The 23,402-nt window shown below is 58.0% G+C and carries 12 protein-coding genes; 3 read left to right on the forward strand and 9 right to left on the reverse strand.

What is annotated here, in order from left to right:
• Positions 1-6: 6 nt before the first annotated feature.
• Positions 7-939, forward strand: a complete 933-nt coding sequence (locus tag FTW19_RS09640) for a glycoside hydrolase family 43 protein (RefSeq protein WP_147647426.1) — start codon at positions 7-9, stop codon at positions 937-939.
• A gap of 108 nt (positions 940-1,047) precedes the next feature.
• On the opposite strand, the gene FTW19_RS09645 is transcribed toward FTW19_RS09640, so the two are convergent.
• Both FTW19_RS09645 and FTW19_RS09650 read right to left on the reverse strand, forming a co-directional pair.
• Entirely contained in the window at positions 1,048-3,720 is a 2,673-nt protein-coding gene (locus FTW19_RS09645; RefSeq protein WP_147647427.1) for a hypothetical protein, read from the reverse strand.
• Between the two features lie 9 nt (positions 3,721-3,729).
• Positions 3,730-5,391, reverse strand: a complete 1,662-nt coding sequence (locus tag FTW19_RS09650) for a DUF5060 domain-containing protein (RefSeq protein WP_147647428.1) — start codon at positions 5,389-5,391, stop codon at positions 3,730-3,732.
• A 341-nt stretch (positions 5,392-5,732) separates the two neighbouring features.
• On the opposite strand from FTW19_RS09650, the gene FTW19_RS09655 reads away from it, so the two are divergent.
• Entirely contained in the window at positions 5,733-9,293 is a 3,561-nt protein-coding gene (locus FTW19_RS09655) for a TonB-dependent receptor (protein WP_147647429.1), read from the forward strand.
• 68 nt (positions 9,294-9,361) lie between these two features.
• On the opposite strand, the gene FTW19_RS09660 is transcribed toward FTW19_RS09655, so the two are convergent.
• The 4 genes from FTW19_RS09660 to FTW19_RS09675 are packed head-to-tail and all read right to left on the reverse strand — an operon-like array spanning position 9,362 to position 16,365.
• Positions 9,362-11,794, reverse strand: a complete 2,433-nt coding sequence (locus FTW19_RS09660) for a glycoside hydrolase family 95 protein (RefSeq protein ID WP_147647430.1) — start codon at positions 11,792-11,794, stop codon at positions 9,362-9,364.
• A gap of 10 nt (positions 11,795-11,804) precedes the next feature.
• The gene (locus FTW19_RS09665; RefSeq protein ID WP_147647431.1) at positions 11,805-13,187 is read right to left on the reverse strand and encodes a hypothetical protein; all 1,383 of its coding nucleotides are present in this window, start codon (positions 13,185-13,187) and stop codon (positions 11,805-11,807) included.
• A complete protein-coding gene (locus tag FTW19_RS09670; RefSeq protein ID WP_147647432.1) occupies positions 13,187-15,118 on the reverse strand; it encodes a glycoside hydrolase family 30 beta sandwich domain-containing protein in 1,932 nt (643 codons plus the stop codon). The genes FTW19_RS09665 and FTW19_RS09670 overlap by 1 nt, the downstream gene beginning before the upstream one ends.
• 2 nt (positions 15,119-15,120) lie before the next feature.
• On the reverse strand, positions 15,121-16,365 hold the full coding sequence (locus tag FTW19_RS09675; RefSeq protein WP_187143398.1) for a glycoside hydrolase family 28 protein: 1,245 nt from the start codon (positions 16,363-16,365) through the stop codon (positions 15,121-15,123).
• A gap of 251 nt (positions 16,366-16,616) precedes the next feature.
• Between FTW19_RS09675 and FTW19_RS09680 the strand changes: the two genes are divergently transcribed.
• Positions 16,617-17,378, forward strand: a complete 762-nt coding sequence (locus FTW19_RS09680; RefSeq protein ID WP_147647434.1) for a sugar phosphate isomerase/epimerase family protein — start codon at positions 16,617-16,619, stop codon at positions 17,376-17,378.
• 160 nt (positions 17,379-17,538) lie between these two features.
• Here FTW19_RS09680 and FTW19_RS09685 read toward each other — a convergent pair whose 3' ends face one another.
• From FTW19_RS09685 to FTW19_RS09695, 3 genes are read right to left on the reverse strand one after another with little or no spacing between them, the layout of a single operon-like run.
• Positions 17,539-19,593 (reverse strand): right-handed parallel beta-helix repeat-containing protein, encoded by a 2,055-nt coding sequence (locus FTW19_RS09685; protein ID WP_147647435.1) that lies wholly within the window; start codon positions 19,591-19,593, stop codon positions 17,539-17,541.
• The gene (locus FTW19_RS09690) at positions 19,578-22,046 is read right to left on the reverse strand and encodes a glycoside hydrolase family 31 protein (RefSeq protein WP_147647436.1); all 2,469 of its coding nucleotides are present in this window, start codon (positions 22,044-22,046) and stop codon (positions 19,578-19,580) included. Before FTW19_RS09690 ends, FTW19_RS09685 begins: the two co-directional genes overlap by 16 nt.
• A complete protein-coding gene (locus FTW19_RS09695) occupies positions 22,046-23,395 on the reverse strand; it encodes an MFS transporter (protein ID WP_147647437.1) in 1,350 nt (449 codons plus the stop codon). The genes FTW19_RS09690 and FTW19_RS09695 overlap by 1 nt, the downstream gene beginning before the upstream one ends.
• Positions 23,396-23,402: the final 7 nt, after the last annotated feature.

Here is a 23,402-nt window from a genome sequence, read left to right on the forward strand (position 1 = left end):
GAGATCATGAAACGAGCAACCGTTGCCGCTTCCATGTTGCTGGGACTGATGACAGTCGCCGCACGCGCCGAAAGCTATCTCTTTGCCTATTTTAGGGAACCTGGCGATACCGGTATCTACTTTGCCCTATCGCATGATGGCTATCATTACGCTCTGCTGAACGATGGGTCGCCGTGGTTTCTTCCTCCGGCAGGGCAAAAGATTCGCGATCCCTATCTGACGCAGGGACCCGATGGGAAGTACCGTTTGGTGTGGACGTGGGACTGGCGAGGCAAGTCGATCGGTTTTGCCGAGTCAGACGACCTGCAGCACTGGACGGGAACGCGCGAAATTCCGATCATGGCTGATTTTCCTGAGACCAATAACACCTGGGCGCCGGAGATCTACTGGGACACGATGGCCGGAAAGTGGCTCGTTCTATGGTCTTCGGCGATGAAGGGTGAGCCGAACAATCACCATATCTGGTCATCGATGACGGCGGATCTTAAGAGCTTTAGTAAGCCATCAGTGTGGTTCGACCCGGGATACGTCACCATCGATCAGACGATCTTTCACAACGTGTCGCGGAAGGATCTCGCTGCCTGGTACCTCGTCTTCAAGGACCAGAACCAGGATCCGCTGCGTTACCAGATTCGTGTCGCCAGGGGGCCAAGTGTGCAGGGGCCGTGGAGCAATATATCCGGGCCGATTACACCTACATGGAGTGAGGGGCCGTCGGCCCTCCAGGTTGGCGATCGATATGTGGTCTTTTACGACTACTATCGCCCGCCGGCGCGATTCAAGGCGGTGGAGACCACGGATTGGGTGCATTGGAGCGATGCGACCGACAAGATTGATCTGCCGCATGGATGCAAGCACGGTAGCTTTTTGAAGATCAGTGATGAGGTGGCGGGCCGCCTAGAGCAGCGGCATGGTGCTGCGAAGACGGCTTCGCGGTGAGGGTGAATTTCGAGGTAGAGAAGCAGATTTCTCCGCTCCCTTCGGTCACTACGAAATGACAAATAACAAACGGTACCCTATGTCAGGAACCTGGGGTGCCCGTTCCGCTTAGTCTTCGAACATCCAGTCGAGGTTCGGTGGTTCTCCATCGACGGAAGCAGTGGAGAAGTTGATACGGGCTTTGACCTTTGTCTCCTGTGGGATGAAGCCAAGAATCACGTAGCTCCCGCGGCCAAGGTCGAGCTCATTACGTCCAGCAGAAAGCGGCGCAGCCCATACGGTGAGGGCTGGTGCTCCCTTCAACGCAACCGCATTGGTCAGGACGATATTCCAGTTTTCGGCGTCGGCATTCTGTGGGCCGGCTTTGTTGACTCCCTTGCGGACGAAACCGACGAGAACCTGGGCAGGTTTGTCGAGAGTGAAGCGTACGGGCGTGTTGCCCTTGCTGCTGACGCGGATTCCGTGCATACCATCTAGCTCGCCGGCCACGGATGCGATCTGTTGTGGCCCGTCGGGGAAGATCGACTCGCCAGCTTTGACAGTGAATGCTTCGCCGGAGCCGGGCTCGAGCTGAAAGGCGACCTGAGGCGGTCTCTCTACCGGCTTCTGCGCCTCTGCCAGCGCGGCAGGGTCGTTCATGCTTTTCAGACGCGAACGGAAGGCGGCCAACTCCTTCTCATAGACTGGCAGAAGGTCGCGCCAGTGATTGGTCTTCGGGCCTCCGCGTACGGGAATCTGCCGCTGTGAGGTCTGCATACCTGCTGCGTTGCGGTAGGTCTTGTCGGTGATCGCCGTCAACTGGCGGAAGAACTCGACCGAAGAGGCAAGAAGGGAATCGGCCTTTTCAAGATGTTGCTGATCTTTGTCGTACCCAAACAGCATGACTTCAGCAGCAGCGTGGGTCTTTGCCTGATAGAACTGCATCAGGAGCCAGATGCACTGCATGTCGCTGACGATACGGTCGTACTCGTCCTTGTTCCTCTTGACATACGGCGCCGCTGCTTTGGCTGCTTCGTAAGCCTGTTCTGCGCCTTTCGTGACGGTATCGGCTACACCGGTAGGTGTTTCTCCCTGGTGTGGCTGGTGATGGAACTCATGGTTCACGTAGTCGTACAAACGCTCTCCGGCCGGAGCGTTGGCGGTCCAGAGCGTCTCAGCGGGACCAAAGCGTTTGGCATCGATCAGCTCTGGCATCGTCATCCCAAGAGCAAACGCCTGGCGATTGCCTTCGGTGATGCCGATACGTGGTAACAGGCGCGGTTGTGCTGGACCTGCGAGAGTATAGGCATCGAGCAGCTTTTCTCCGGCCTGTGATGTGCCGAATCGCTGGGCGAACTCCTGGATCCAATACGCGCGCTCCTTCTGTGGATCGCGATTGGGATTCCAGGCATAGCGGGCCCAGGCTTCAAACCAGATCCAGTCCCGCTCCGGCTGATAGAGCAAGGGCTCGGTTTTGTCGGCGGCGTTGGGCCAGTCCCAGTAGCGTAGAGGATAGAGGTGTACGCCTCCGATGCCGATGCGCTGATAGTTCAGCAGGGTCTCGCGAACGAAGTCAGGATCTCCCCAGCGGAAGGGCTCAAGGTTTGAGAGCAGGTGGACGTTGGAGACGGCGACGTTGCTGTTCTCTACCAGCAGCTTGAAGCGGTCAAGCACCTTGCCGCGATCGTTTGTCCAGGTGAGGGACTCACCGTTCCACTTGGAGAGGGTATCGATATTGCCATACAGCGGCTTGCTTGCCTTCAACACATCTTCGATGTCGGTGGCATGGTCGCGAAGCACGATCGGCGGTTCCACTGTGGTGCCAAGGGCCTTCATACCGTCCTTCACGCCAGGGATGATGGCCTGGGTCATGAGTTCGACACCCTTGTGTGGGGACAGGGCCTCACCCAGCGTCATCATCAGGCCAACGTTCGGATAGTTGCGGATGAACTCGGAGATGACGTAGCGGGTGTACTCGATGGCCTCCGGCGTCGGGTTCACCAGGTGATAGGGAAGATGGTGAGCTCTGGCATACGCATGGGAGAGATGGAGGTTATAGAAGCCCTGCAGGAGCCAGATGCCGCGCTTGTCGGCTTCGGCCGTGATCCAGCGCATCATCTCGATGTTCTGATTCAATTGCGCATCGCTCATCTCCTGAGCCTCTGGATACTTCGGCAGCTTCAGCAGCGAAGTAAACGGATGTCCATTCCAGAGATAGAGCGTGTTCGACCGCTGGCGGACCATCATGTCCAGGTAGCGAGTCCATTCCGCCTTGTCGTAGAAGAAGGGAAAGTCTTTGGGCGTGTAGGGGTAGTCGTACTGCGCGTCTTCGTAGGTGATCTCGGGTTTCTGCATCCCGATGCAGGTTCCGCGCAGCTTCAGTGCGGGATGATCGATGAACTCGATCTCCTTTGGCAGAGTATGCATCTGGTTGATGCGATCGGCGAGTTCCAGCGCTCCGTACAGAACTCCGGAGGGGTCACTCCCGGCAACGATGATCTGGTTGCCGATGCGCTTGATGACAAAGGCTTCGGTAGCACCGGGCCATAGCTGTGGCAGTAGCTTGTACTTTTCGACTGCGGGAAGGGAACGCAGACCAAGTACGATCCGTTCGTCACTCTCAATGTGGTTCGCTGTGAGCGCCGCTTGTAGCCGATCGGCGCCAAAGCGCTCACGAGGTGAGGCGTTCTCCGGGACGACGACCTTTACGGGAGCCGCCATCACGATGGCTGGCGCGGCGAATACAAGGGAGAAAGCCACAATGGACCGGATGCGAACGCGGGCCTGTGTCAACAGATGCATGTCACACTCCTAAACTTTCTGGAAGAGCACAGCCATGTAAGGCTTGCCCGTGAGCTCGATATGGTTAGTGCCACCCTGAATCTGGTCGCCGGCGTTTTCGTCGACGAACCTGCTGCCCGTGGACTTTCCGGTAAAGACGCCGGGCAGCTCGCGCTCTGTCATATTCCAGGGATCGATCAGTGTGGCTTTGAAGCGCACACCTGCGGGAAGAGGAAAGTCGTATTCACCGACGCAGTGAAAGTCGAAGTAGTAAAGATAAAGCTCTTTATCTTTGCCGGCCGATGGATAGTAGGCGTCCTCGAACTCATTGACTCCGGTTTGTGTCGCCCGTTCCAGCAGCTTACGCAGAAAGGCGATGCGCGGAGAGCTAATGCCGCGCAGTTTTCCGCCATCACTCCAGACGGGCTCGCCCGGCGGTGTCTTGTAGGTCTCTCCGTGGGAGGCATAGACACCATGGACAGTAGCGAGCCAGAAACGCCGCGTCACCTCTTCAGCAGAGAGGTTGCCCCAGCGGCGGGCGATGTTGCCTTCATATTGGATCTCGTCATAGACGATGGGCTTGTTCCAGGCGGCGCGGCGCTCTGCCGACTTCTGGAAGTCATATTCCTGCAGGCTCGCGTGCGTACACCATGGTTTGGAGTGGTCGTAGATGACCTTGCTGTGATGGATAGAACGCAAATGGCTGTAGGGATCGCTGGCGACCGTGATGCGGAAGAAGCGATCCCAATCGGCCAGGCTCTTGGTCTTTACCAGGTCATACTCGTTTGCAATCGCCCACCAGACATTCCGGTAGGCGGCGAAGCGGGCGATGGCATACCGCAGGTAACGGTCATCCTGCTCTGGTGTCATCGATTTGAAGCCCCACGAGTCATACGGATGGAAGAGGATCAGGTCCGCTTCGATCCCGGCCTTCTGGAGCTCCAGAAGGCGTCGCTCGAGCAATTGAAAGTAGCGCGGGTTCAGGCGATCGCAATCAAAGGTCGCGTTCGATGGATGGCCGTCTTTCAGTTCCTCGCGATGAGCGCTGCTGGAGCCCGCTGCGTGTTCAAACGGAAACTCCGGCAGGCCGCGTTTACCTTGCCCCTTGGGCAGGACACAGACGCGGACCTTATTGAAGGGGGAATCCTTCAGTGAGGCAATCGTTTGCAAATCGTATGGCTCGCTCATGAACAGATAGGAGTAGGTGGTGGTGCCAAAGGGGAAGTATGGGGTTCCGTCCGCGTATTGGAAATGGAACTGGTGAGCAACGTGGACCGGTCCGTGGTTTCCCGTCGAGGCAGAGGTGCATTGAAAGCTGCCTGACTTACCATGCAGCGCGCCGGCGGAAGACGTGGTGACGTAGCTCCAGTCGCCGGTGGCATCAGGCATGAAGCGGATGCGATAGGTTCCATTGCCGTCGTAGAAACCGGTGACGCTGACGGTGCGATGCTGGTGGCGAAACTCCGCCGACAGCGTGACCTGGATAAATGGATTTCCTTCGGAGGGGCCGGCGAGAGCCACTTCGAAGATTCCCCACTGTTCTATGGTTCCCTGCACTGCATCTCCGCCTTGGTCTGCGGTGGCACCGCTATCCGGTGCCGCATCGCGGAATGGGTGTTCTGCGTGCGCGACCAGGGGAAGGGATGTTGCAAACGCTCCGGCGCCCAGCTTCATCATCTCGCGGCGATTCATAGTTGTGCGTATCTCCACTTCGCGAAGCAACGGTAGTTGACCGCGAATCGTTCGTCGTTACTGAAAACGATGGTTAGCACCAACCGAATCCTGGATTGAAGTGTGCCGAGGAAAGAGAAGGCGCTGTCGTTTATGCCACCCAAGTATGCAATGTGGAGGGTTCGACGTGCATTGCATTTTTTGTCGATATATTTTGACAAAATACGAGAATTTCAAGGGAAAAATGCAGAAAATCGTCACGTTTCCTCTCATTCTTTATTGACAATTCTTTCTTCACCTCGCTAGTGTGGCAGCCGTTCCGGATTCATAAATGAAATTCGGTTTTCGTCAGGAGCACGTTTATGAAACGCTTTGCCGCTTTGCTTTTGCTTCTTCTCGCCAGTGCCTCCATCATGTCGGCCCAGGAGTTTCGCGCAACTCTTACAGGGCGAGTCGCAGATCCAACGGGCGCGACCATTCCGCACGCCTCCGTGCTTGTCACCAACATGGAGACAGGCGTCAATTCCATGACCGCGAGCAATGGTGCGGGTGAGTACACCGTGCCCTTTCTTGCTCCAGGCAAGTACCGCGTTACCGTGACCGCGCAGGGTTTTCAGCGGTATGTGCACGAGAACCTGACGCTCGAGTCGGGATCGAAGGTGGGCGAAGACGTCACCATGCAGGTCGGCGCCACGACTGAGGAGGTGCGGGTTACCACGGATGTTCCGCTGATCCAGACAGAGACGGCTTCGGCCGGCCAGACATTGTCGGCGCAGGAGATTGAGAACCTTCCAGACAACGGCCGTTCCCCGCTGGCGCTTGCCAAGACGATGTACGGTGTAGTCGTCAAACAGAAGAACTCTGTGGTGCAGGCGCGTCCCTTCGACAACTCTGCCTCTTCCGACTTCTCTCTCGGTGGGGGAAACTCGCAGTCGAATGAGTATCTGCTGAACGGCGTGCCCAACATGCAGGACTCCTCGCGTCTGCCGGGTTTCAGCCCGCTGCAGGACTCGGTACAGGAGGTGAAGGTCGATGTCTTCAACGCCGATGCCTCTACCGGAGATACCTCGGGCGGAACGGTTAACCTGGTGACCAAGTCAGGAGCGAATCAGTTCCACGGCTCGCTATCTGAGTTCAACCAGTTCTCTGCCATCAATGCCCCGAACCGCTGGTTTGCGGGGACGACAAAACAGCCGGCTTACCGCCAGAACCAGTATGGCGGTCATATCGCCGGCCCGATCTGGATTCCCCACGTTGTGAACGGCAAAGACAAGCTCTTCTTCCTGTATGCCTACGAGGGGTTTAAGGGATCGCAGCCCAATCCGACACTGACCACTGTGCCCACTGCGGCGGAGCGCAACGGTGATTTTTCCGCGCTGCTGGGCCTTGGGACGAACAAGTCAGCTACCCGTTGCACGGGTTATTCGACTACGTACAACAGTTATCAGATCTTTGATCCCGCTAGCGGCACTGCCGACCCGAATTGCTCAGGACAGGCACTTCGCACAGCGTTTCCGAACAATATCATTCCTGCTTCACGTCTGAGCCAGATCGCGCAGAAGTATCTCTCACTTTATCCGCAGCCAAACGTCACCGGTACGGCGGACGGGCAGAACAACTTCTATTCCAGCAACAACACCGTCTACAGCTACAGTTCCAACTCGGGCCGCTTCGACTGGAGCATCGGTGCCAACAACAAGTTGTTTGTCGATGTCCATCGCAGCGAGTATCAGCCGATTCAGAACAACTACTTCAACAACATCGCTACTGGATCGAAGAGCTATACGGTCTATCAGGGCGGCCTGGTCGATTTCGTCCATACCTTCAGTTCATCGGTGGTGATGGATTCACGAATAAGCCTGACCCGTTCCTATAAGAACTCGGCGATTGCCAGCGGAGGTGTCCAGCCCAGCAGCTATGGTTTCCCCGGCTATATGGACTCCTCGTCAACTGCCGGTGCGGCGCTGCCACGCATTCAGTTCAGCGAATCTGGAACGGCTTACACCACGTTGAGCGCTGCTTCGCCGAGCCGGACTGCTTTTGACACTCTCCAATTCTTCACAGCGGTCACGTGGGTGCATGGACGTCATACTTTGAAGATGGGTCCGGACCTTCGCCAGAACCGGAACTACGCTACGCCGACGGCTCCCGGAACCAACAACTACTTCACTGGTAATTTCGCCTTCGACAACACCTTCACCAAGGCGGGTACGGCACTTGCCGGCCCGGTCTTTGGCGGCTCAATGGCCTCGTTCCTGCTGGGGGTTCCTTCGAGTGGTGCCTACACAATCAGTCCCTACCTGACTTTCAACAATCACTACTTCGCCGGTTTCGTCCAGGATGATTGGAAGCTGACTCGGCGTCTGACGTTGAATCTGGGTATCCGCCTGGAGAGTGAGACGTCGATTAATGAAAGTCACAATCGAGCTGTCTCTTACTTCGATCCGAACGCCGTAAACTCGGCTGCAAGTGCGGCGGCAACGAAGTACGCCGCTTCTCCGGTTCCTGAGCTTGCGGCTTCCAGCTTCAACGCCAAGGGTGGGCTGGTCTTTGCGTCCGATGCCCGCCGCCATGAATACGCTACCGCGCCGCTGTACATTACGCCGCGTGTGGGCTTGGCCTTCAACCCGCCGATCTTCAATGATCGAATGGTAATCCGGACGGGCTTCGGTATCTTCGTCAATCCATTCAACGATTACTACACACCGCAAAGCTACGGCTATATCTCCAATACTTCACTGGTGGCTTCGCTCAACAGCAACTTTACGCCGGCGGCCTCACTGTCGAATCCGTTTCCGACGGCGAATCCGATTCTGCAGCCGACCGGAAATGCGCTTGGCGTAAATACCTATCTCGGCCAGGCGATCACCATCCGCCCGATGGCGGTCAAGGTTCCATACTCTGAGCGCTGGTACCTCGATCTGCAGTTCCAAGTAAGCAAAAATACAATGTTCCAGGTAGGTTACCTGGGCAACCATCAGGTCCATCTCTCGTACAGCAACTGCCTAAGCTGCGTACCAGTTCTGCCGCTGCTGAGCCGCTCACCCGCGCGCGATGCCGCGGTACAGAACAATCTGAGCGGAGCTGTTACTAACCCATTCAAGGGAGCGCCTGGCATGACCGGAACGCTAGCGACGGCTAGCACGATTCCGAAGTATGTACTGCTGCAGGCTTATCCTCAGTTTGGCAACGGCACGGCACAGAGCGGTGTAACACAGCAACTGGCACCAGGTGCAAGCTCCAACTACAACGCGCTCATGGCACGTTTCCAAAAGCGTGTTTCGGATGGGCTTACTCTCAATGTCAATTACACCTACTCTCGTAATCTGCAGGCGCAGCCGATCAATCCGGGTGGAGCGCTGACCTATCAGACCAATCCTTCGGATTTTCCGCAACATCTCTCTATTTCAGGCGTCTATCGTCTGCCTTTCGGACGTGGCCGGCAGTTTGTGGCAAATGCCCCCTATGGCGTGAATGTTTTGATCGGCGGATGGACGATGAATACGATCTTCCAGCATTTGTCGGGATCTCCCATTCAATGGAACAATGCACCGCTCTTCGCCGATGGAACGGCATATAACAATGTGACGTTCGATGCGCGCCGGGTAGAGGGAGCGTTCGATACCACGAAGTTCAATCGTGATGCGAATTCTCAGCCCAGCTCCATCTATAACTACCGTACCTTCCCGCTCTTCTATGGGCGGCAGGATGGAACGAACAACCTGGATGTCTCGGTATTGAAGGACTTCAACGTCTTCAAGGAACGGATCCACATGCAGTACCGGTTCGAAGCATACAACGTCCTGAACCACACCAACTTCGGAGCGCCGACTGTTGCACCCACCAGCACAAGCTTCGGCCTTATTACCTCAACCTCAACTCCGCCACGTGTGCTGCAGCAGGCGCTGCGACTGAATTTCTAAACTGGGCGTCAGAACAAAGAAACGGGGTGCGCGATGCGCACCCCATACTCTTTAGTGTCCAGATACGTTTATGCGAAACGGACGGAATAGCGGGCACCGGCCTCCGCATCGATGACGTACTCTTCGCCTTCGGCCTTGCCGATGGACTTGCCTCGCAACTGCACGCTCTCTACCGATGAGCCACGAGGCACGGCCAGGCGAAGCTTTCCGGCGCGCGATGCTAGAACGACTGCCGAGACCGGCTTGCCGGACTTCCAGGTGAGATTGACGGTGTAGCCTCCACGGGCGCGGAATCCCTGGAAGCCGCCGTCCTGCCATACAGAAGGAAGAGCGGGCAGCAGACGCACGATATCTCCGTGGCTCTGCAATAACATCTCCGCCATGCCGGCTGGCATACCGAAGTTGCCGTCGATCTGGTACGGAGAGTTGTCCTTCAGTCCGCAGACATCGAACATGTTTGGACGAACGCTCTGGCGGAAGAACCACTTGATGTTGTCATAGGCCAGGTTGCCATCCTCCAGGCGGGCACACTGGTTGATGATCCAGGAGCGGCTCCAACCGGTGCTGCCGCTGCCAGCATCGAGACGGCGTTGGAGCGAGACCCGAACTGCGGCGGCAAGGTCTGGGGTCTGGCGCAGCGTGATCTGGTCGTCGGGATGGAAGCCCCACAGGTGGGAGATGTGACGGTGTCCGGGTTCGAACTCGTCATAGTCTTCAGCCCACTCCTGTAGCTGGCCGTGTTTACCGATCTTGTAAGGCAGCAGCTTCTTTGCGGCGGCTTCTACTTCTGTGCGGAGATCCGCATCGCGGTTGAGTTCGTTGCTTGCCGCGATAAATTGACGGAACAGGCCTCGGGCGATCGCCTGGTCCATGGTCGGGCCCATGCACAGATTGGCTTTGGTTTTAGCTGTACCAGGAAGGATGTAGCCGTTTTCCGGAGAGCAGGAGGGGCCACCGACGAGATGGCCGTCCTTATCCGTTTGCAGATAGCCAAGCAGAAACTCTGCTGTCTCTTTCAAATGAGGATAGGCACGCTGTTCAAGGAATGTGCGATCGCCAGAGTGCAGCCAGTGTTCCCAGAAATGAGTGGTGAGCCATGCGCCGCCCAGCGGCCAGAAACCTCCGCCAATGCCATCGATGGGGACAGCGTCTCCCCAGAGATCGGTGTTGTGGTGGATGCAGAAGCCGCGAGCGTTGTAGTACTTCTTCGCGGTCACCACTCCGGCGGCGTGGGCTGAGTCCAGCAGATCGAAGACTGGGAAGTGCAGGTCGCCAAGACCAGTGACTTCGGCGATCCAGTAGTTCATCTGTGTGTTGATGTTGATGGTGAACTTCGAGCCCCATGGTGGATCGAGGGCGTCATTCCAGATGCCCTGCAGATTGGCCGCCATCGTGCCCGGGCGACTGCTGCTAATGAGGAGATAACGTCCGAACTGAAAGAAGGTGGGCAGCAGGTGAACATCGTCCTCTCCTTCTTTCATGCGCTTCACGCGTTCGTCAGTCGGAACGCCGGCATTGGGATCGGGTGAGTTCAGCAGCGTCAGGTCGGCGCGGCGGAAGAATTGCCGATAGTCGGCGATGTGCCTGCGCTTGATTTCGGCGTAGGGTGCGGAGGCGACAGTAAGGTAGCGGCGGCAGGCCCCTTCCATATCCTTCGTCCTGATCTCGGTTGCAGCACACAGAAGCAGCGTGACTTCGGTCGCGCCTTCTACCTTGAGCTCGTTGTCTGCCGCGGAGATGCGGCCACCGCGGTTCAAGGCCACCATCTCGGAACGGAAACGGACACCGGCCTGACGTTCCTGGGTTGCTGGGTCTGTCGTCGGTTTCACCGGCAGCGCCTGTCCGGTCATGACCAGCCGCTTGCTGCCCACCACTTCGGTGGTGGCATTCGCCGGACGGTCGAGTGCCGCGGTGAAGGAGAGCTTTCCAGGAGCGCTGGCCGTGAGATGAACGACGATCACCTGGTCCGGAGCAGACGAGAAGACCTCCCGGACAAAGGTGACTCCGTTGCTGACAAACCGCGTGGTCACGATAGCAGAGTCGAGATCTAGCTCATGACGATACTGCGAAGTGTCAGTAATGCCGTCGAAGTTCAGATGCAGATCGCCGAGAGTCTGATAGTAAGGCATCCGCGTCGGAACGGCGATGACATCCTTCATCGCCTCCGCCTCCGCCTCTTTCACCTTGCCTTCGAAGAGCAACTCGCGAACACGGCGAACGCCTTCCGCTGCATTGGGATTGTTGCGATCGCGTTTTTCGCCCACCCAGATGGTTTCTTCGTTGAGCTGAATGCGCTCATGGATGGGCTCGCCGAAGACCATGGCACCGAGGCGGCCATTGCCTACGGGGAAGGCATCGCGCCACTCCTGGGCAGGATGGTTGAACCAGAGGCGATAGCGGGGCTCCTGCTGAGAGGTTGTGATGGCGTTGCCTCGCCTGGAAGTGGCGGCGACACCGGCAAGGACGGAGTCACGCAGAAAGCTGCGGCGTGAGAGGTGCATTGATATCTCCTTATCGTTTCCACACGACGCCCGCGCTATGCGCAGGCAGATCGAGGGTAGAGGTTTTCCCCGTGTGCATGGGGTGTAGTGTGATTCCTTCTTTGCTTTCGAATTCAGGACCGGTCAACAGCACGCCCTTGTTCCAGGGATTCTCAGTGCGAACACGAAGGGAATCTGCGGTCTTATTAAAGACAGCGAGCATCGATTCTCCCTGGGCATCTTTCGCCGCATAGGCAGTGACACGGTCGCTGTCGCAGGTGAGTGTGCAGGGGACGAGAGTGGCATCGACAAACCTCTGGGCAAGCAACATGCCGTAGAACTCAGGCCGCCGGGTCAACGGTTTGCTCAGTCCACCGGCGATCGGAGTGTAGTTGCCATCGCCGCCGCCATGCAGATTGACGCCGGAGCATCCGGCCTGCGCCCACTGCAGCATGAAGTCTCCACACCATAGCGCCGAGGCCAGAGTGTCACTGACTCCCAGTTTGCCGCCATCCCAGCAGGAGTTGCCCTCAGCCATACGGAAGGGAAGTCCGGCCGGTTTCACCGCTGCCATGATCTTATTCACGTCGCCGGTGCGCTGCTTCGAGATTGGAGACATCAGTTGATCGAGCGTGGCGCCTTCGCTTCGGGCCGGACCCATCGCGTAGTAGTGGGCCGTGAGCAGGATGACTTCCGGATAGTGCCCGCGCTGCATCTCTTCCGCGAAGACGGTGAGGTAAGGAAGTTTATTGGAGATATCCGGTCCCGCGAGCTTCAGCCCTGGAACCTTGTCGACGAGCGCTTCGCGAAACCGTTTCCACTCCTCCAGAAAATCAGCGGGTCCCCAGGCCGCGGGGCGGTAGCGGGTTCTCCATGAGTCAGGTTCGTTGCCGAGCTGGAAGCAGATGAGCTTCGCGCCAATTGTCTTTTGCACATAGGTGGCTTCAGCGATTGCATTCTCAACGCTGCCTTGTGCCATGTTGAGACCGTAGATACAGGTCCAACCCGTTGCATCCAGAAATCCGCACAGAGCGTCGATCGCCGTCGTGGAGATGGGGAACTCTTTCTTCACGGTCTTTTCCGTATCGGGGCCAAAGACGTCGAAGGGAGGTGGTGTCTGCTGCGGCTTTCCTGTAAAGGTGGTGAAGGCGCTGGTGCCGCCGCCGATGCGAAGCACTCCGTGAGGAGTGAGCTCGCGATAGAGGGAGATGAGTTGCCGATGATGCGGTGAGAAGAAGGCCGGATTGACGAGCTGTGCCGACTCGTAGCTGAAGCCGCTGTAATCGGATGGAATTTTGTGGCCTTCACTCCTCCAATCAACAGAGATCGAGGCTTCCCTGGCATTACTTTGTGACCAGAGCCGAGGATGGAGGGTAGCTCCCAGCCCAATCAGCAGATCGCGACGGCGTAGCATCAGTTGCCTCCTTCCAGCGTAGAGACGATGACGATCTCTCCGGGCTGGACAACGACATCACGCAATCCAGGCTTTGCGACAGCTACTTCGTTCTCTTCGTACTGTGTGACGTGCTCTATCTGGCGCCACGGTGCGCTCCAGAGAATCGCAACGCGAGTGGCATCGGTGCCGCGGTTGAGAAGCACGATCGTCTTTTTACCGGTGGCGCCGACAAACGCTGAGACCAGAAGATCCGGATTGCCCGAAGCGGTAGCGCTGACACGCCACATGCCCTCCTGAATATGGCGGCTATAGGCGCCGAGAATCCGCAGCTGGAAGCTGGAGGCAACCGGGACATTGCCGTGTGTCTTGTCGGGAATCAGAAGGGAGCGCGACGCACCGAAGTTGGGCTGCTCGACATCGAGAATGGTCCAGCAGTACATCAGAGCAATGGCATTCAGCTCAGTCAGATGCTTGTGATAGAGCTGCCCCACCTGGAAGGCCACGCGGTAGCTGGGTTCCTGCAGCTTGCCGTCGTTCAGGCAGATCTCGGTAGCCAGATAGGGTTTGTCGCCCATCACAGCGCGCATAGCCTGGAGCTGCTCGTCGTACCGGTCAGGATCGACGGCGTATTTTTGCCAGTCATAGACGTGGCTGGCGACGTAGTCCGTATCATTCCAGGCTTCGGTGTCGTGCTTCAGGTCGTTTACCCGGCCGACGCCCATCCATAGATAGGGAGCATCGGCCATATGGATCTTCACCTCTTTGAAGCCTGCTTTATCCAGCTCGCGGCGCAGACTCTTCGTCATCTCGGCATAGACGGAGGGAATCTGTTCGACTTCGTTCTGGATACCGACGATCATCGGAGGTCTACCGGACTTTTTCGCCGCCATACGGCAGTACGCCACAACGATGCGGACGTACTGTTCCACGTCGGCCTGCTTGGTGACTGGCTTCTTCCAGGCGTCGATGATCTTGACGGGGCCGTCATACGGCTTCTCCGCCCATTTCGGCAGAGCCCACATCTCGTAGATAACGTGACCACCAAGAGCGAGCATGCGGCGAGAGTAGTCGAAGTCGCTGATCTCTCCGTTGGGGAAGTTATCGCCGTAGTAGTGCGGCGTGGCGGATGAGAGATCGTCGAAGTTGCTGAGATCCTGCTTGAGCTCTGTGCCCATAGGGTATTCCCGATGGAGCAGCAGATTGTATTTGCGGATGAGATGCCAATACTCGGTCTTGCCGCGCTCACTCAACTCGGCATAGGCCGGAATTCCGGGGCTGCCGCCGAAGCCGAGCATGGTCTGCTGTTTGTTGTCCGCATCGATCTGCAGTGCTGCGGTTTTGATCTCCGGTGGAAGCAGGGCTCCGTGGACGACGAGGTGTTGCGTGCGCGGGGCGACCAACATCATCTGATGCCGCTGTACGTCGAAGTACATCGGAGCCTGCAGGAGATCTTGCCCGTTAACCAGAACATGAACGGAGAGATGGGCGTCGGCGACGACCGTAAGAGTGCGGGGATGTCCGGTAAACGCCTTCTCCTGTCGTACGAGGGTGCCTTTCTCTCCCAGCAGTTGCGCGCTGTCATACCAACGCTCGGAGAGCTTGATGTTCCCTTCGCTGAGCTCAACGGTCAGGCCGGCACGGGGGCCGGTGAAGATCCACCGTAGCGCCGCTGGTTGCGGAAGGTCATTTTCGATTGCGATGGTGCGGCTGAAGAGTGCCGGCAACATCTCACGGAAGTACTTCCGGGCGGGTTCGTTGGGACGGGTCCAGCCAGGTCCGGCAGGGCCGTCAGCGACAAACTCGAAATGGTCCGCTGCCTGCGATATCGCGGGAGCAGCGGTATCGGGAAGTTGCAACGGTTGCTGAGCTATCACCGGAACGGTGACCACCGCAACGGTGACCATCGCAACGACAGCGGTAGTTAGCCACGGATGCCATCTCGGTGCCATCGTTACTCCGTCCACCCTTCCACGGCGAGTCCTTTGCCACGAACTACCTTGTCTTCAGCCTGGATGGTTAACCCTTCGGCTTTCCCCTGTGCAAACTGTGCAACGCCGGCCTTTTTCGCCTGTAGGTGGACGTTCTTGAGCTGCAGGTTCTGGATCGGAGCCTCGGGCAGTCCCTGGATCTGCACGGCGGTCTGCGAGTTCTTTGCGGTTACATTTTCGAGGTAGATATCGTGGAAGCGGGGTGTGTGCTCGGTGACGAGCTCGCCAGGGTCCTCGGCTTTGTAACCGGTGTAATAGCCAGTAATCTGGATCGCGGTGCGGACATCTTCCATGGTGATGTCCTTGTAGTGGAAGTCGCCGATGTCGTTCCCGCGTCCGCGGGCGCTCTTGATCCGGATGCCCTGGTCTGCACCTTTAAAGCTGACGCGTTCGACTCGGACATGTTGCACGCCGCCGGCGAGTTCACTGCCGATGGAAAGGCCGTGCCCGTGGACAAACTCGCAGTCCCGGATAGTGATGTCGCGGCTGGGAACGATGGGTTCTCCACGCTCGACCAGCCCGCTCTTGATGGCTACGTTATCGTCGCCGGTGTCGATGTAGGCATGCTCGATCAGGACGTGCGAGGTCGAGAGCGGATCGATGCCATCGGTATTGGGCGCCTTACGGCCCGGATTCAGGATGCGAACATTCCGCACCGTGAGTCCATCGCAGAGATTGGTCAGGATGTTGTACATCGGCGCGTTCTGGATGGTGACGCCCTCAATGCGGATCTTTTTAGACCGGGTGATATCGACGATCATGGGCCGCGGTGGCTCGGGCGATCCCTTAGGACGATTCAGATGGCGGGTCCACCAGCCCTGGCCGCTGCCGTCGATGGTGCCTTCGCCGGTAATGGCGATATCCTCTGCCCGATCGGCATGAATCAGGGCCATGCGGCGCCATTTGGCATCTTCACGAACGGGGAAATCGTCGATTTCTTCGCTGGCCTTGAGCAGTGTGCCTCTCGCGACAGCGAGGGCCACATGGCTCTTCAGATCGAGCGGACCGGAGAGGAAGGTGCCTCCTCCCTGCAGGACCACGATTCCTCCACCTTTGGAGGCGCAGGCGTCGATCGCTTTCTGAATCGCGGCGGTGTCTTTGGTCACGCCATCTCCCTTGGCGCCCATCTGGCGAGCATCACAGGTGGTGGAAGCAAAGGCTGTCGCCGTGCAGAGGAGGATTGCAGCCGCAACTGATTGAAATACCATCGACACGATCTTTCTGGGGTTGAAGTCGGGGAGTTCAGACTGTGATGTTATTTTCATATTCAAAAATGGATTTTCAGACAAAGTTGCGGGAAAACAAGTATAAGGAGTTTCACGCGAAACTTGCATTCGCGTGTTTGCGTCCTGACCTTAATCTGGCTTGAGGTGCTGTCATTCGTTCCCAGAAGCGTACTCTTCGTTGCTACTTCAACACTCTGGCTCTTGTCGGTCTTGGGCCTTTTCCTGACGGCGCGATGGCGGCGGTCCGCGAGGCCGGTTACGACGGCATCCAGTTTCATATCTCGCCGGAACCACAGGAGCTGGAAGAAGCTCTGAAGCAAGGGCTTGGAGTCTGTGCCGCGGCGCGGGTGAATGTGCCCGAGGATGCTGTCCGTGTTGCGCAGGAGGCTCACCTGATGGGGCTGGAGTGCCTGACGCTCCACGTGGGTTGGGGATTGGAAGATGACGATCAGGCAGTGCGGTTGATCGAGGCCGTACTCAACGCTTCGGCGAAACATTCGGTTCCAATGTATGTGGAGACGCATCGCGCGACGCTTTTCCAGGACATGTGGCGCGCAGTGGGCTTTCACCGCAGGTTTCCCGCGTTGGAGTTCAACGGAGACTTCTCGCACTGGTACACCGGGCAGGAGATGGTCTACGGAGGCTTCGAGACCAAGTTTGCGTTCATCAAGCCACTGCTGGAGTGCGTGCGGTTCATGCATGGGCGGATCGGCAACCCCGGATCGATCCAGGTCGACCTCGGCTCGGGAGACCCAGCGGAGCATCCGTATATTGACCACTTCAAGACGTTGTGGACACATGTCTTTACCCGCTATCTGCAGGCAGAGACTGTGAAGCAGGAGTTCTTCACGTTTACGCCGGAGCTGCTCTCTCCCGATATTTACTACGCACGGACCTTCCAGGGGAAGGAAGAGAGCGACCGCTGGCATCAATCGCTGCTGCTGCGCACGATCGCTCAGCAATGTTTCGCCGAGGCGGCGAAGTCCGCGAAGTAGAGCATTTTTCCTGTAGGTGTCGTGCAGGGCTTGTGCATCCATGGGCGTTTTCCGCAATGAAAACGCCGCTGCACGCTGCTCCCGGGATACCCAGCAACAGGAAAAATGCTCTAAACGGCCCGGGATGTGGAATCGGGAGTGCATGGTTCCGTATAGCGGATTATGGCTTGGCGGGTTCGCCGGCTCCGGGTTGCGCTTCGCCATAGGCGACCGGACCAGCTTCAGGCTCGATGCCTGCGTGTTTCATGACCTCCAGCGCCTCCTCAGGCCACTGACCGTTAGTGACCAGATGGTCGTTGAGGATCAGGTCGTTCTGATAGTTGGTCCACATGCCGCCGATCTTAGTACCGTCGTGCCAGTTCGAGTCCGCCGTGTTATCGGGCGAGATGCGGAGCGGGTAGGCGGCACGGACAGTGTTGATGTTCAGCCATTCGCTGTCGGTATCCTGCACGACGTTCCGGCGAACCGTGATGTAACGTGAACCTTCATCGAGATACAGGCCAATCATCTTGCTGTTGTCGAAGATGTAGTTTTCGGTGATGAGCGTTCCTGGACTGGCGGAGAGGTTATAGATGGCTCCTCCATCGTGGAAGAAGCGCTTGGCTCCATGGACACGATTGCCGGCTACAACGGTGTCACGATGCGTGGTTGGGGTGGAGTAGACAAGGTTGGCCTTCCAGTCATAGCCATGCATCCGCACGCGGTAGTTGGGATTCCCCCCGGCATCGTGCATGCCCCAGCCGTAGCCGATGTCGATGGCGTCGTACGGAACCTCGGAGATGTCGTTGTGCAGAATGATGGCCTGTGTGATGTAGGTACTGAGGATTGCACTGTTGTCCCGGAAGGTCTTGCTGACCAGGCGAATGCGGTTGTTGCGGATGATGAGCTGGCGGTTGACCATCTCCGGACGCGGAGGATGGTGAGCATCGCGGCGAACGCCACCGGCGAGGATGGCGCCTCCTCCGAGATCGGTGAAGACGTTTGCTGCCACCGTGACATCGCCGGTTCCGAGGCCAATGCCACTCAGCATGGCGTCAGCGTCGTTACCAATGCCCAGGGCATACTGGCCGAGATGCGCGAAGACATTGCTATCGAAAGTGATGCGTTCTGCCGCCGAGACCTGAACGCTTGCGGGCATCTGTTGCCATTCGTTGCGCACGCTCTCGAACTCGGGGCAGCCGAACTTGCAGGTACCGAGCGGATCGGCAGGATAGGCAATGGCGCGGCCCGTCAGGTACGAGCCGCTCTGTTGGCTGGCATAGCCCTCGGAAGAAGAGGGGCCCATCCAGGTAGTGTGCGAAAAGCGGATGCCGCGGAAGCTCAGATTTCTGACTGGTGTGTCATAGCTGCCGCTGATGGAGAGCAGTACCGTGAGCCGCGGAAGTTCGACATCGGCCTTGGCGAGATCAATGCCGGCTGCGGGTTTTAGATACAGCTTGCCCTGACGTGGATCGATGTACCACTGGCCAGGCTCGGAGAGAAAGGCGAATGCATTGCTGAGGTAGAGATGTGCAAGCTCCGGATGGTAGGGGAAGGCAAGGCTGTCGTATCCCCATAGGTTGTTATCCCAGGACGGCTGCTGCATGACGATCTTCATCCCGTCGATGCGCGCGACGGGAGAGAAGCGTTCGGTGAAGAAGCCGGTACCGCTGACGAGAATGCGGGATGGGTCGGGAAGAGCGGCCAGATAGTTGTATTTGGCGCCGCGCAACGTCAGCCCTTCGCGCGTAAACGTGACATCGGCTCTCGGAAGCTCTACACGGGCTCGGGGCGCCAGATGGCCGTCTACCCAGAGATCGCTACTGTCGGTTCCAGCAGGTACATCGGCAACCCAGATGTTTTTAGCGCGGTCAAAGACCTTCCATCCAGTGACGGCGATGCCGCCGGAGATTACGGGCCTTGCATCCTTGGCTGCGCGCCACACCACCTGATGGCCGTTCTGTCCGCCGTCCGCGGCATGGAAGATAAGTGGATTGGCGATGCGGTACATGCCATCGCTCAGTTCCGCCACGACGTCGTGTTGTCCGTTGATCTCTCGTATGGCAGCCTGTGCGCGTTCGAAGGTACGTAACGGCTTGCCGGCTGAGCCGTCGTTATCGTCGTTGCCATTCGGGGCAACGGAGAGAATGACGGCATCAGGAGCAAGCTTCTGAGCCAGGACAATGGGGGAGCCTGTGGTCAGCAACAGGGTGATGGCGGCTATCGTTCTGTGCATCGTATCCGGACCTCTGCGCCGTCGTAGCGCACTGTTTCTGTTTTCAAGCCTGTATCGGCGTAGATTTGAAACGTCAACTCGCGGGTGGCGGTCATCGTGGGGAATCTGCCCTCGCGGGGCAAAACGGTCAATTGCTGTTGCGACTCATCCCAGCGGAAGTGGATGAGGGCATACTCGCCGCGTTCGTAGGCGTAGCCATCACCCGCATCCTCATAGAGCGTGAAGATTGCATCGGCACCGGGATAGACATGGATGGTGTACGGTTCGTCTGGGAGCTGACTGGTGAACTGCCGCACCGGTCCCAGCACCAGGATCGAGCCGGAGCGGACAAAGACCGGGATGGTTTCAAGCGGTGCATCGGCGTTGACCCAAATCCCACCCGCATGCGGTATGCCTGTCCAGAAGTCGAACCAGTCAGACGATACGGGCAGATAGGCTCTGCGGGTATGGCGGCGTCCTTCCAACGGCTGTGATGAGCGGCTGTAATACATCGGCTCTGTTACCGGTGCAATGAGAAGGGAATCCCCAAGAAGGAAGGCATCGTCTACCTGTCGCGTAATGGGATCATCGGGGAACTCCAGCGCCAGTGGACGAAGCATGGGAGTTCCGGTGCGGCAGACCGCAGCCATCAGGGAATAGAGATGGGGTACAAGGCGAGAGCGCAGCCGGATGATGGCTGTCAGCGCGTCATAGAAAGACTCGCCTGGTTCACCGAACCGCCAAATCTCACGCGCGGCGTCGGTGCCGTGAGAGCGCATCATTGGGAGGAAGCAGGCGTACTGCATCCAGCGGACGTATAGCTCCCAGAATCCTTTATCGCGGCAGCCGATGTCTGCGGCATCCGGTTGCAGTGCATCCATGGGAGTGAGTCCACGGCAGCCGTCGTTGTAGTCACCTCGCCAGAACCAGAGCGCGGGATCGTTGGCGACGAAGAAGCCTCCCGCGTCGGTTGTCCAGAAGGGCTCTCCGGTCGCACAGAAGTTCAAGCCTTCAGGGATACAGCGCCGTAGCGCCTCCCATGTTCCGCAGATATCTCCGTTCCAGGTGACTGCGCCATAGCGATGCTGCCCCGCATAGGACGACCGCGTGAGGTTGAGTACGCGGCGATCTTCCGTGGCACTTCGCTGGCCATCGTAGATACCTTTCGAGTGCAGAAGAGAAAAGCTATTGATACGGGCTTCGTCGATGTATTTCTTTGCGGCATCAGTATTGATGCACAGTCGGGTATGCGGTTCGGGTTTTACAGCGCCCGCCCAGTCCGCTTCAAAGGGTTCAGTACAGTCGCACCACCATGCGTCGACGCCATGATCGAAGAGCCCGCGTTTCGCTTGCTGCCAATAGGTAGTTCGCGCCCTGGTGTCGAAGGCGTTGTAGGTAGACTGATTGCCGAGCATCTGGCCATTCTGCTGTAGCTCGATCTGGTTTTCGCATCCACCGGTCATGATGGGCCAGATGGAGACCATTAGCCGTACATCCATATCGTGCAGTGCCCGCGTCATGCCGGATGGATCGGGGAAACGGATCGGATCAAAGCTCTTCTGGCCCCAGCCGGAGCCGTTAGGCCAGCTCTTCCAGTCCAGCACGATGCAGTCCAGCGGGATCTCGCGTCTGCGGTATTCGCCGGCGACGTCGAGGAGTTCCTCGGCATTGACGTAGCGCTCCTTGGACTGCACGTATCCAAGAGCCCACTTCGGCAGCATCGCCGGCTTGCCGGTGAGGGCATAGTACTGTCCGTAGAGCGCTTCGAGCGTACTTCCGCAGAAGATGTAATAGTCCAGCTCGGCGACAGTATCTGCCCACCAGTAGGAGCCCAAGGCATCATCGTGGAAGGTCATCAGTGATTCGCAGTCGAGCAGGACACCGTATCCGCGCGACGAGATCAGCACCGGGACGACCGCCTTCATATTCTGCTGATACAGCTCGCGGGATCTGCCGCGAAGGTTGCCATATCCTTCTTCGTGTGATCCCAGTCCGTACAGCGCCTCGTCTTCGACGAAGGAGAACTCCAGTTTGGCTTCGAAGGCTTCTCGGTCGAAGACGGCCTCGAAAGATTCCGCTGCTGCGCGCGCGCCGTCGATGCTTTGGCCGGTGGCGATCGATTGTGCAGCAGAGAAGAGATTGCGATAGACCTTTTTGCGCGTTAGCCATTTGCCACCCCGGTGTGGCTCCTTAAGTAGAACTCGGCCCTGGGAGTTCAGTACCGTGAGGGCTCCACTCGCTTTCGAAACTAAAACCTCGATTGCGCTTGTGGAGAGGCGATAAAGAGTCTGCGTCTCCTCAACATTGAAAGAGACATGCCCGCGGGCTATAACGATGGCGGAAGCTCGCTCGGTAAAGACACTGTCTTCCGTGTACGTGACACGGACCGTGGCTTCGGTCGGGAAGCAAAGCCGAAGGCGGCGGATTCCCGAGACAAAGATGGCATCGCCGTGATGCTGTTCAAACTGAAACATCAGATACCCGCGCTCATGGCTACGGCGGCAGCGCGGCGCAGCTCGAGGTCTTTACGGATCTGCGGTTCCAGACGCTCATAACGCTGGTAGAACAGAACCGGAATGGTCGCTAGGGCATAGGCTACTGCCGGCAGCCAAATAAAGCTGAGGCTGATGCCGTGCAAAGACGCTGCTGTCTGCTGGGTGTGCGGGATGTAGTGATAACGGTCCAGAATCCAGGCAGGAAGAGCGCCGCCAAGGCCGCTGCCGGCTTTCAGGCAGAAGGAGAAGCCGATGGCGGTAAGAAAGCCGGTGGCCCGAATGCCGCACCGCCATTCGCCGTAGTCAACGCTGTCGGAAAGGATGGTGAAGGGCATCGCCATCGCCGCGCCGCTGGCAAAGAAACCCAGTCCCCAGCCTGTCAATATGAGCGGTACGGAATGTGCGCGTGCTCCCGCCGCAAGCAGAAGCTGTCCTGCGAAACAACCAAGCAGGCCTGCAGCCCACAAGTTGCGTTTCGATGTTTTGCGACAAAGCCACGGGAGCAGGAAGACGGTTCCCAGGGAGACAAAGTCCAGGCTGTTGGCGATGGAGATGAGATCGCGGCGATGCAGTGTGTACTCAAAGAAGTAGGGTGCGGCCGAGATGCGGGCGATGAAGGCGATCCAGAAGAAGAGGCCGCTTGCGAAGGTGATCAGCCATGGATGATTGCCACGGATCGCGCGCAAGCTCTCGCGCAGGGCGATCTTCTTATGCTCCTCCACGACGGTCTCCCGCAGATTCCGAAAGGCAGTCAGATAAAGCAGCACGGAGCCGACGGCGTAGAGGGACATAACGATCAAAAATCCCCTACGGTCATTGCCGCCGCCAACGCGATCCACCAGGCGCAGAACGGTCAGGTTGACGAACAGCACAGCGAGCTTTGAGCCGAACATGCGGAAGGTGGTAAGCGTGACCCGCTCGCGGGATTCTGAAGTCAGCCCGGAGAGGATCGATGTGACCGGAGTATTAATGCCCGTGTACAGGATGCTGCAGATGGCATACGTAACACCCGCGTAGACAACCTTCGCCGTTCCGCTGAGATGTGGCGTGAGGAAGGTAAGCACGCCGAAGATGGCGAACGGGCAGCACAGCCATAGGAACCACGGCCGGCTTTTGCCGAGCGGGCTATGAGTGCGGTCAAAGAGGATGCCCCACAGTGGAGCGTCCACCGCATCCAGGCAGCGGGTTGCCAGCAGAATGGTTCCTGCAGCAGCCGCGGAGATGCCGTACACATCGGTATAGAACTTCAGCAGATAAAACGAGACGACGCAAAAGATGAGCTGGCCCGCAACTTCGCTGGCCGCATAACTTAGACGTGTCTTCAGCACACCCTTC

This window comes from Terriglobus albidus (assembly GCF_008000815.1).
In the GTDB taxonomy this organism is placed as follows: Bacteria; Acidobacteriota; Terriglobia; order Terriglobales; family Acidobacteriaceae; genus Terriglobus; species Terriglobus albidus_A.

Bases quoted from the DNA above. Each gene is read 5' to 3' on its own strand.
- FTW19_RS09640 (WP_147647426.1), top strand. From the start codon at position 7: ATGAAACGAGCAACCGTTGCCGCTTCCATGTTGCTGGGACTGATGACA.
- FTW19_RS09645 (WP_147647427.1), bottom strand. From the start codon at position 3,720: ATGCATCTGTTGACACAGGCCCGCGTTCGCATCCGGTCCATTGTGGCT.
- FTW19_RS09650 (WP_147647428.1), bottom strand. From the start codon at position 5,391: ATGAATCGCCGCGAGATGATGAAGCTGGGCGCCGGAGCGTTTGCAACA.
- FTW19_RS09655 (WP_147647429.1), top strand. From the start codon at position 5,733: ATGAAACGCTTTGCCGCTTTGCTTTTGCTTCTTCTCGCCAGTGCCTCC.
- FTW19_RS09660 (WP_147647430.1), bottom strand. From the start codon at position 11,794: ATGCACCTCTCACGCCGCAGCTTTCTGCGTGACTCCGTCCTTGCCGGT.
- FTW19_RS09665 (WP_147647431.1), bottom strand. From the start codon at position 13,187: ATGCTACGCCGTCGCGATCTGCTGATTGGGCTGGGAGCTACCCTCCAT.
- FTW19_RS09670 (WP_147647432.1), bottom strand. From the start codon at position 15,118: ATGGCACCGAGATGGCATCCGTGGCTAACTACCGCTGTCGTTGCGATG.
- FTW19_RS09675 (WP_187143398.1), bottom strand. From the start codon at position 16,365: ATGGTATTTCAATCAGTTGCGGCTGCAATCCTCCTCTGCACGGCGACA.
- FTW19_RS09680 (WP_147647434.1), top strand. From the start codon at position 16,617: ATGGCGGCGGTCCGCGAGGCCGGTTACGACGGCATCCAGTTTCATATC.
- FTW19_RS09685 (WP_147647435.1), bottom strand. From the start codon at position 19,593: ATGCACAGAACGATAGCCGCCATCACCCTGTTGCTGACCACAGGCTCC.
- FTW19_RS09690 (WP_147647436.1), bottom strand. From the start codon at position 22,046: ATGTTTCAGTTTGAACAGCATCACGGCGATGCCATCTTTGTCTCGGGA.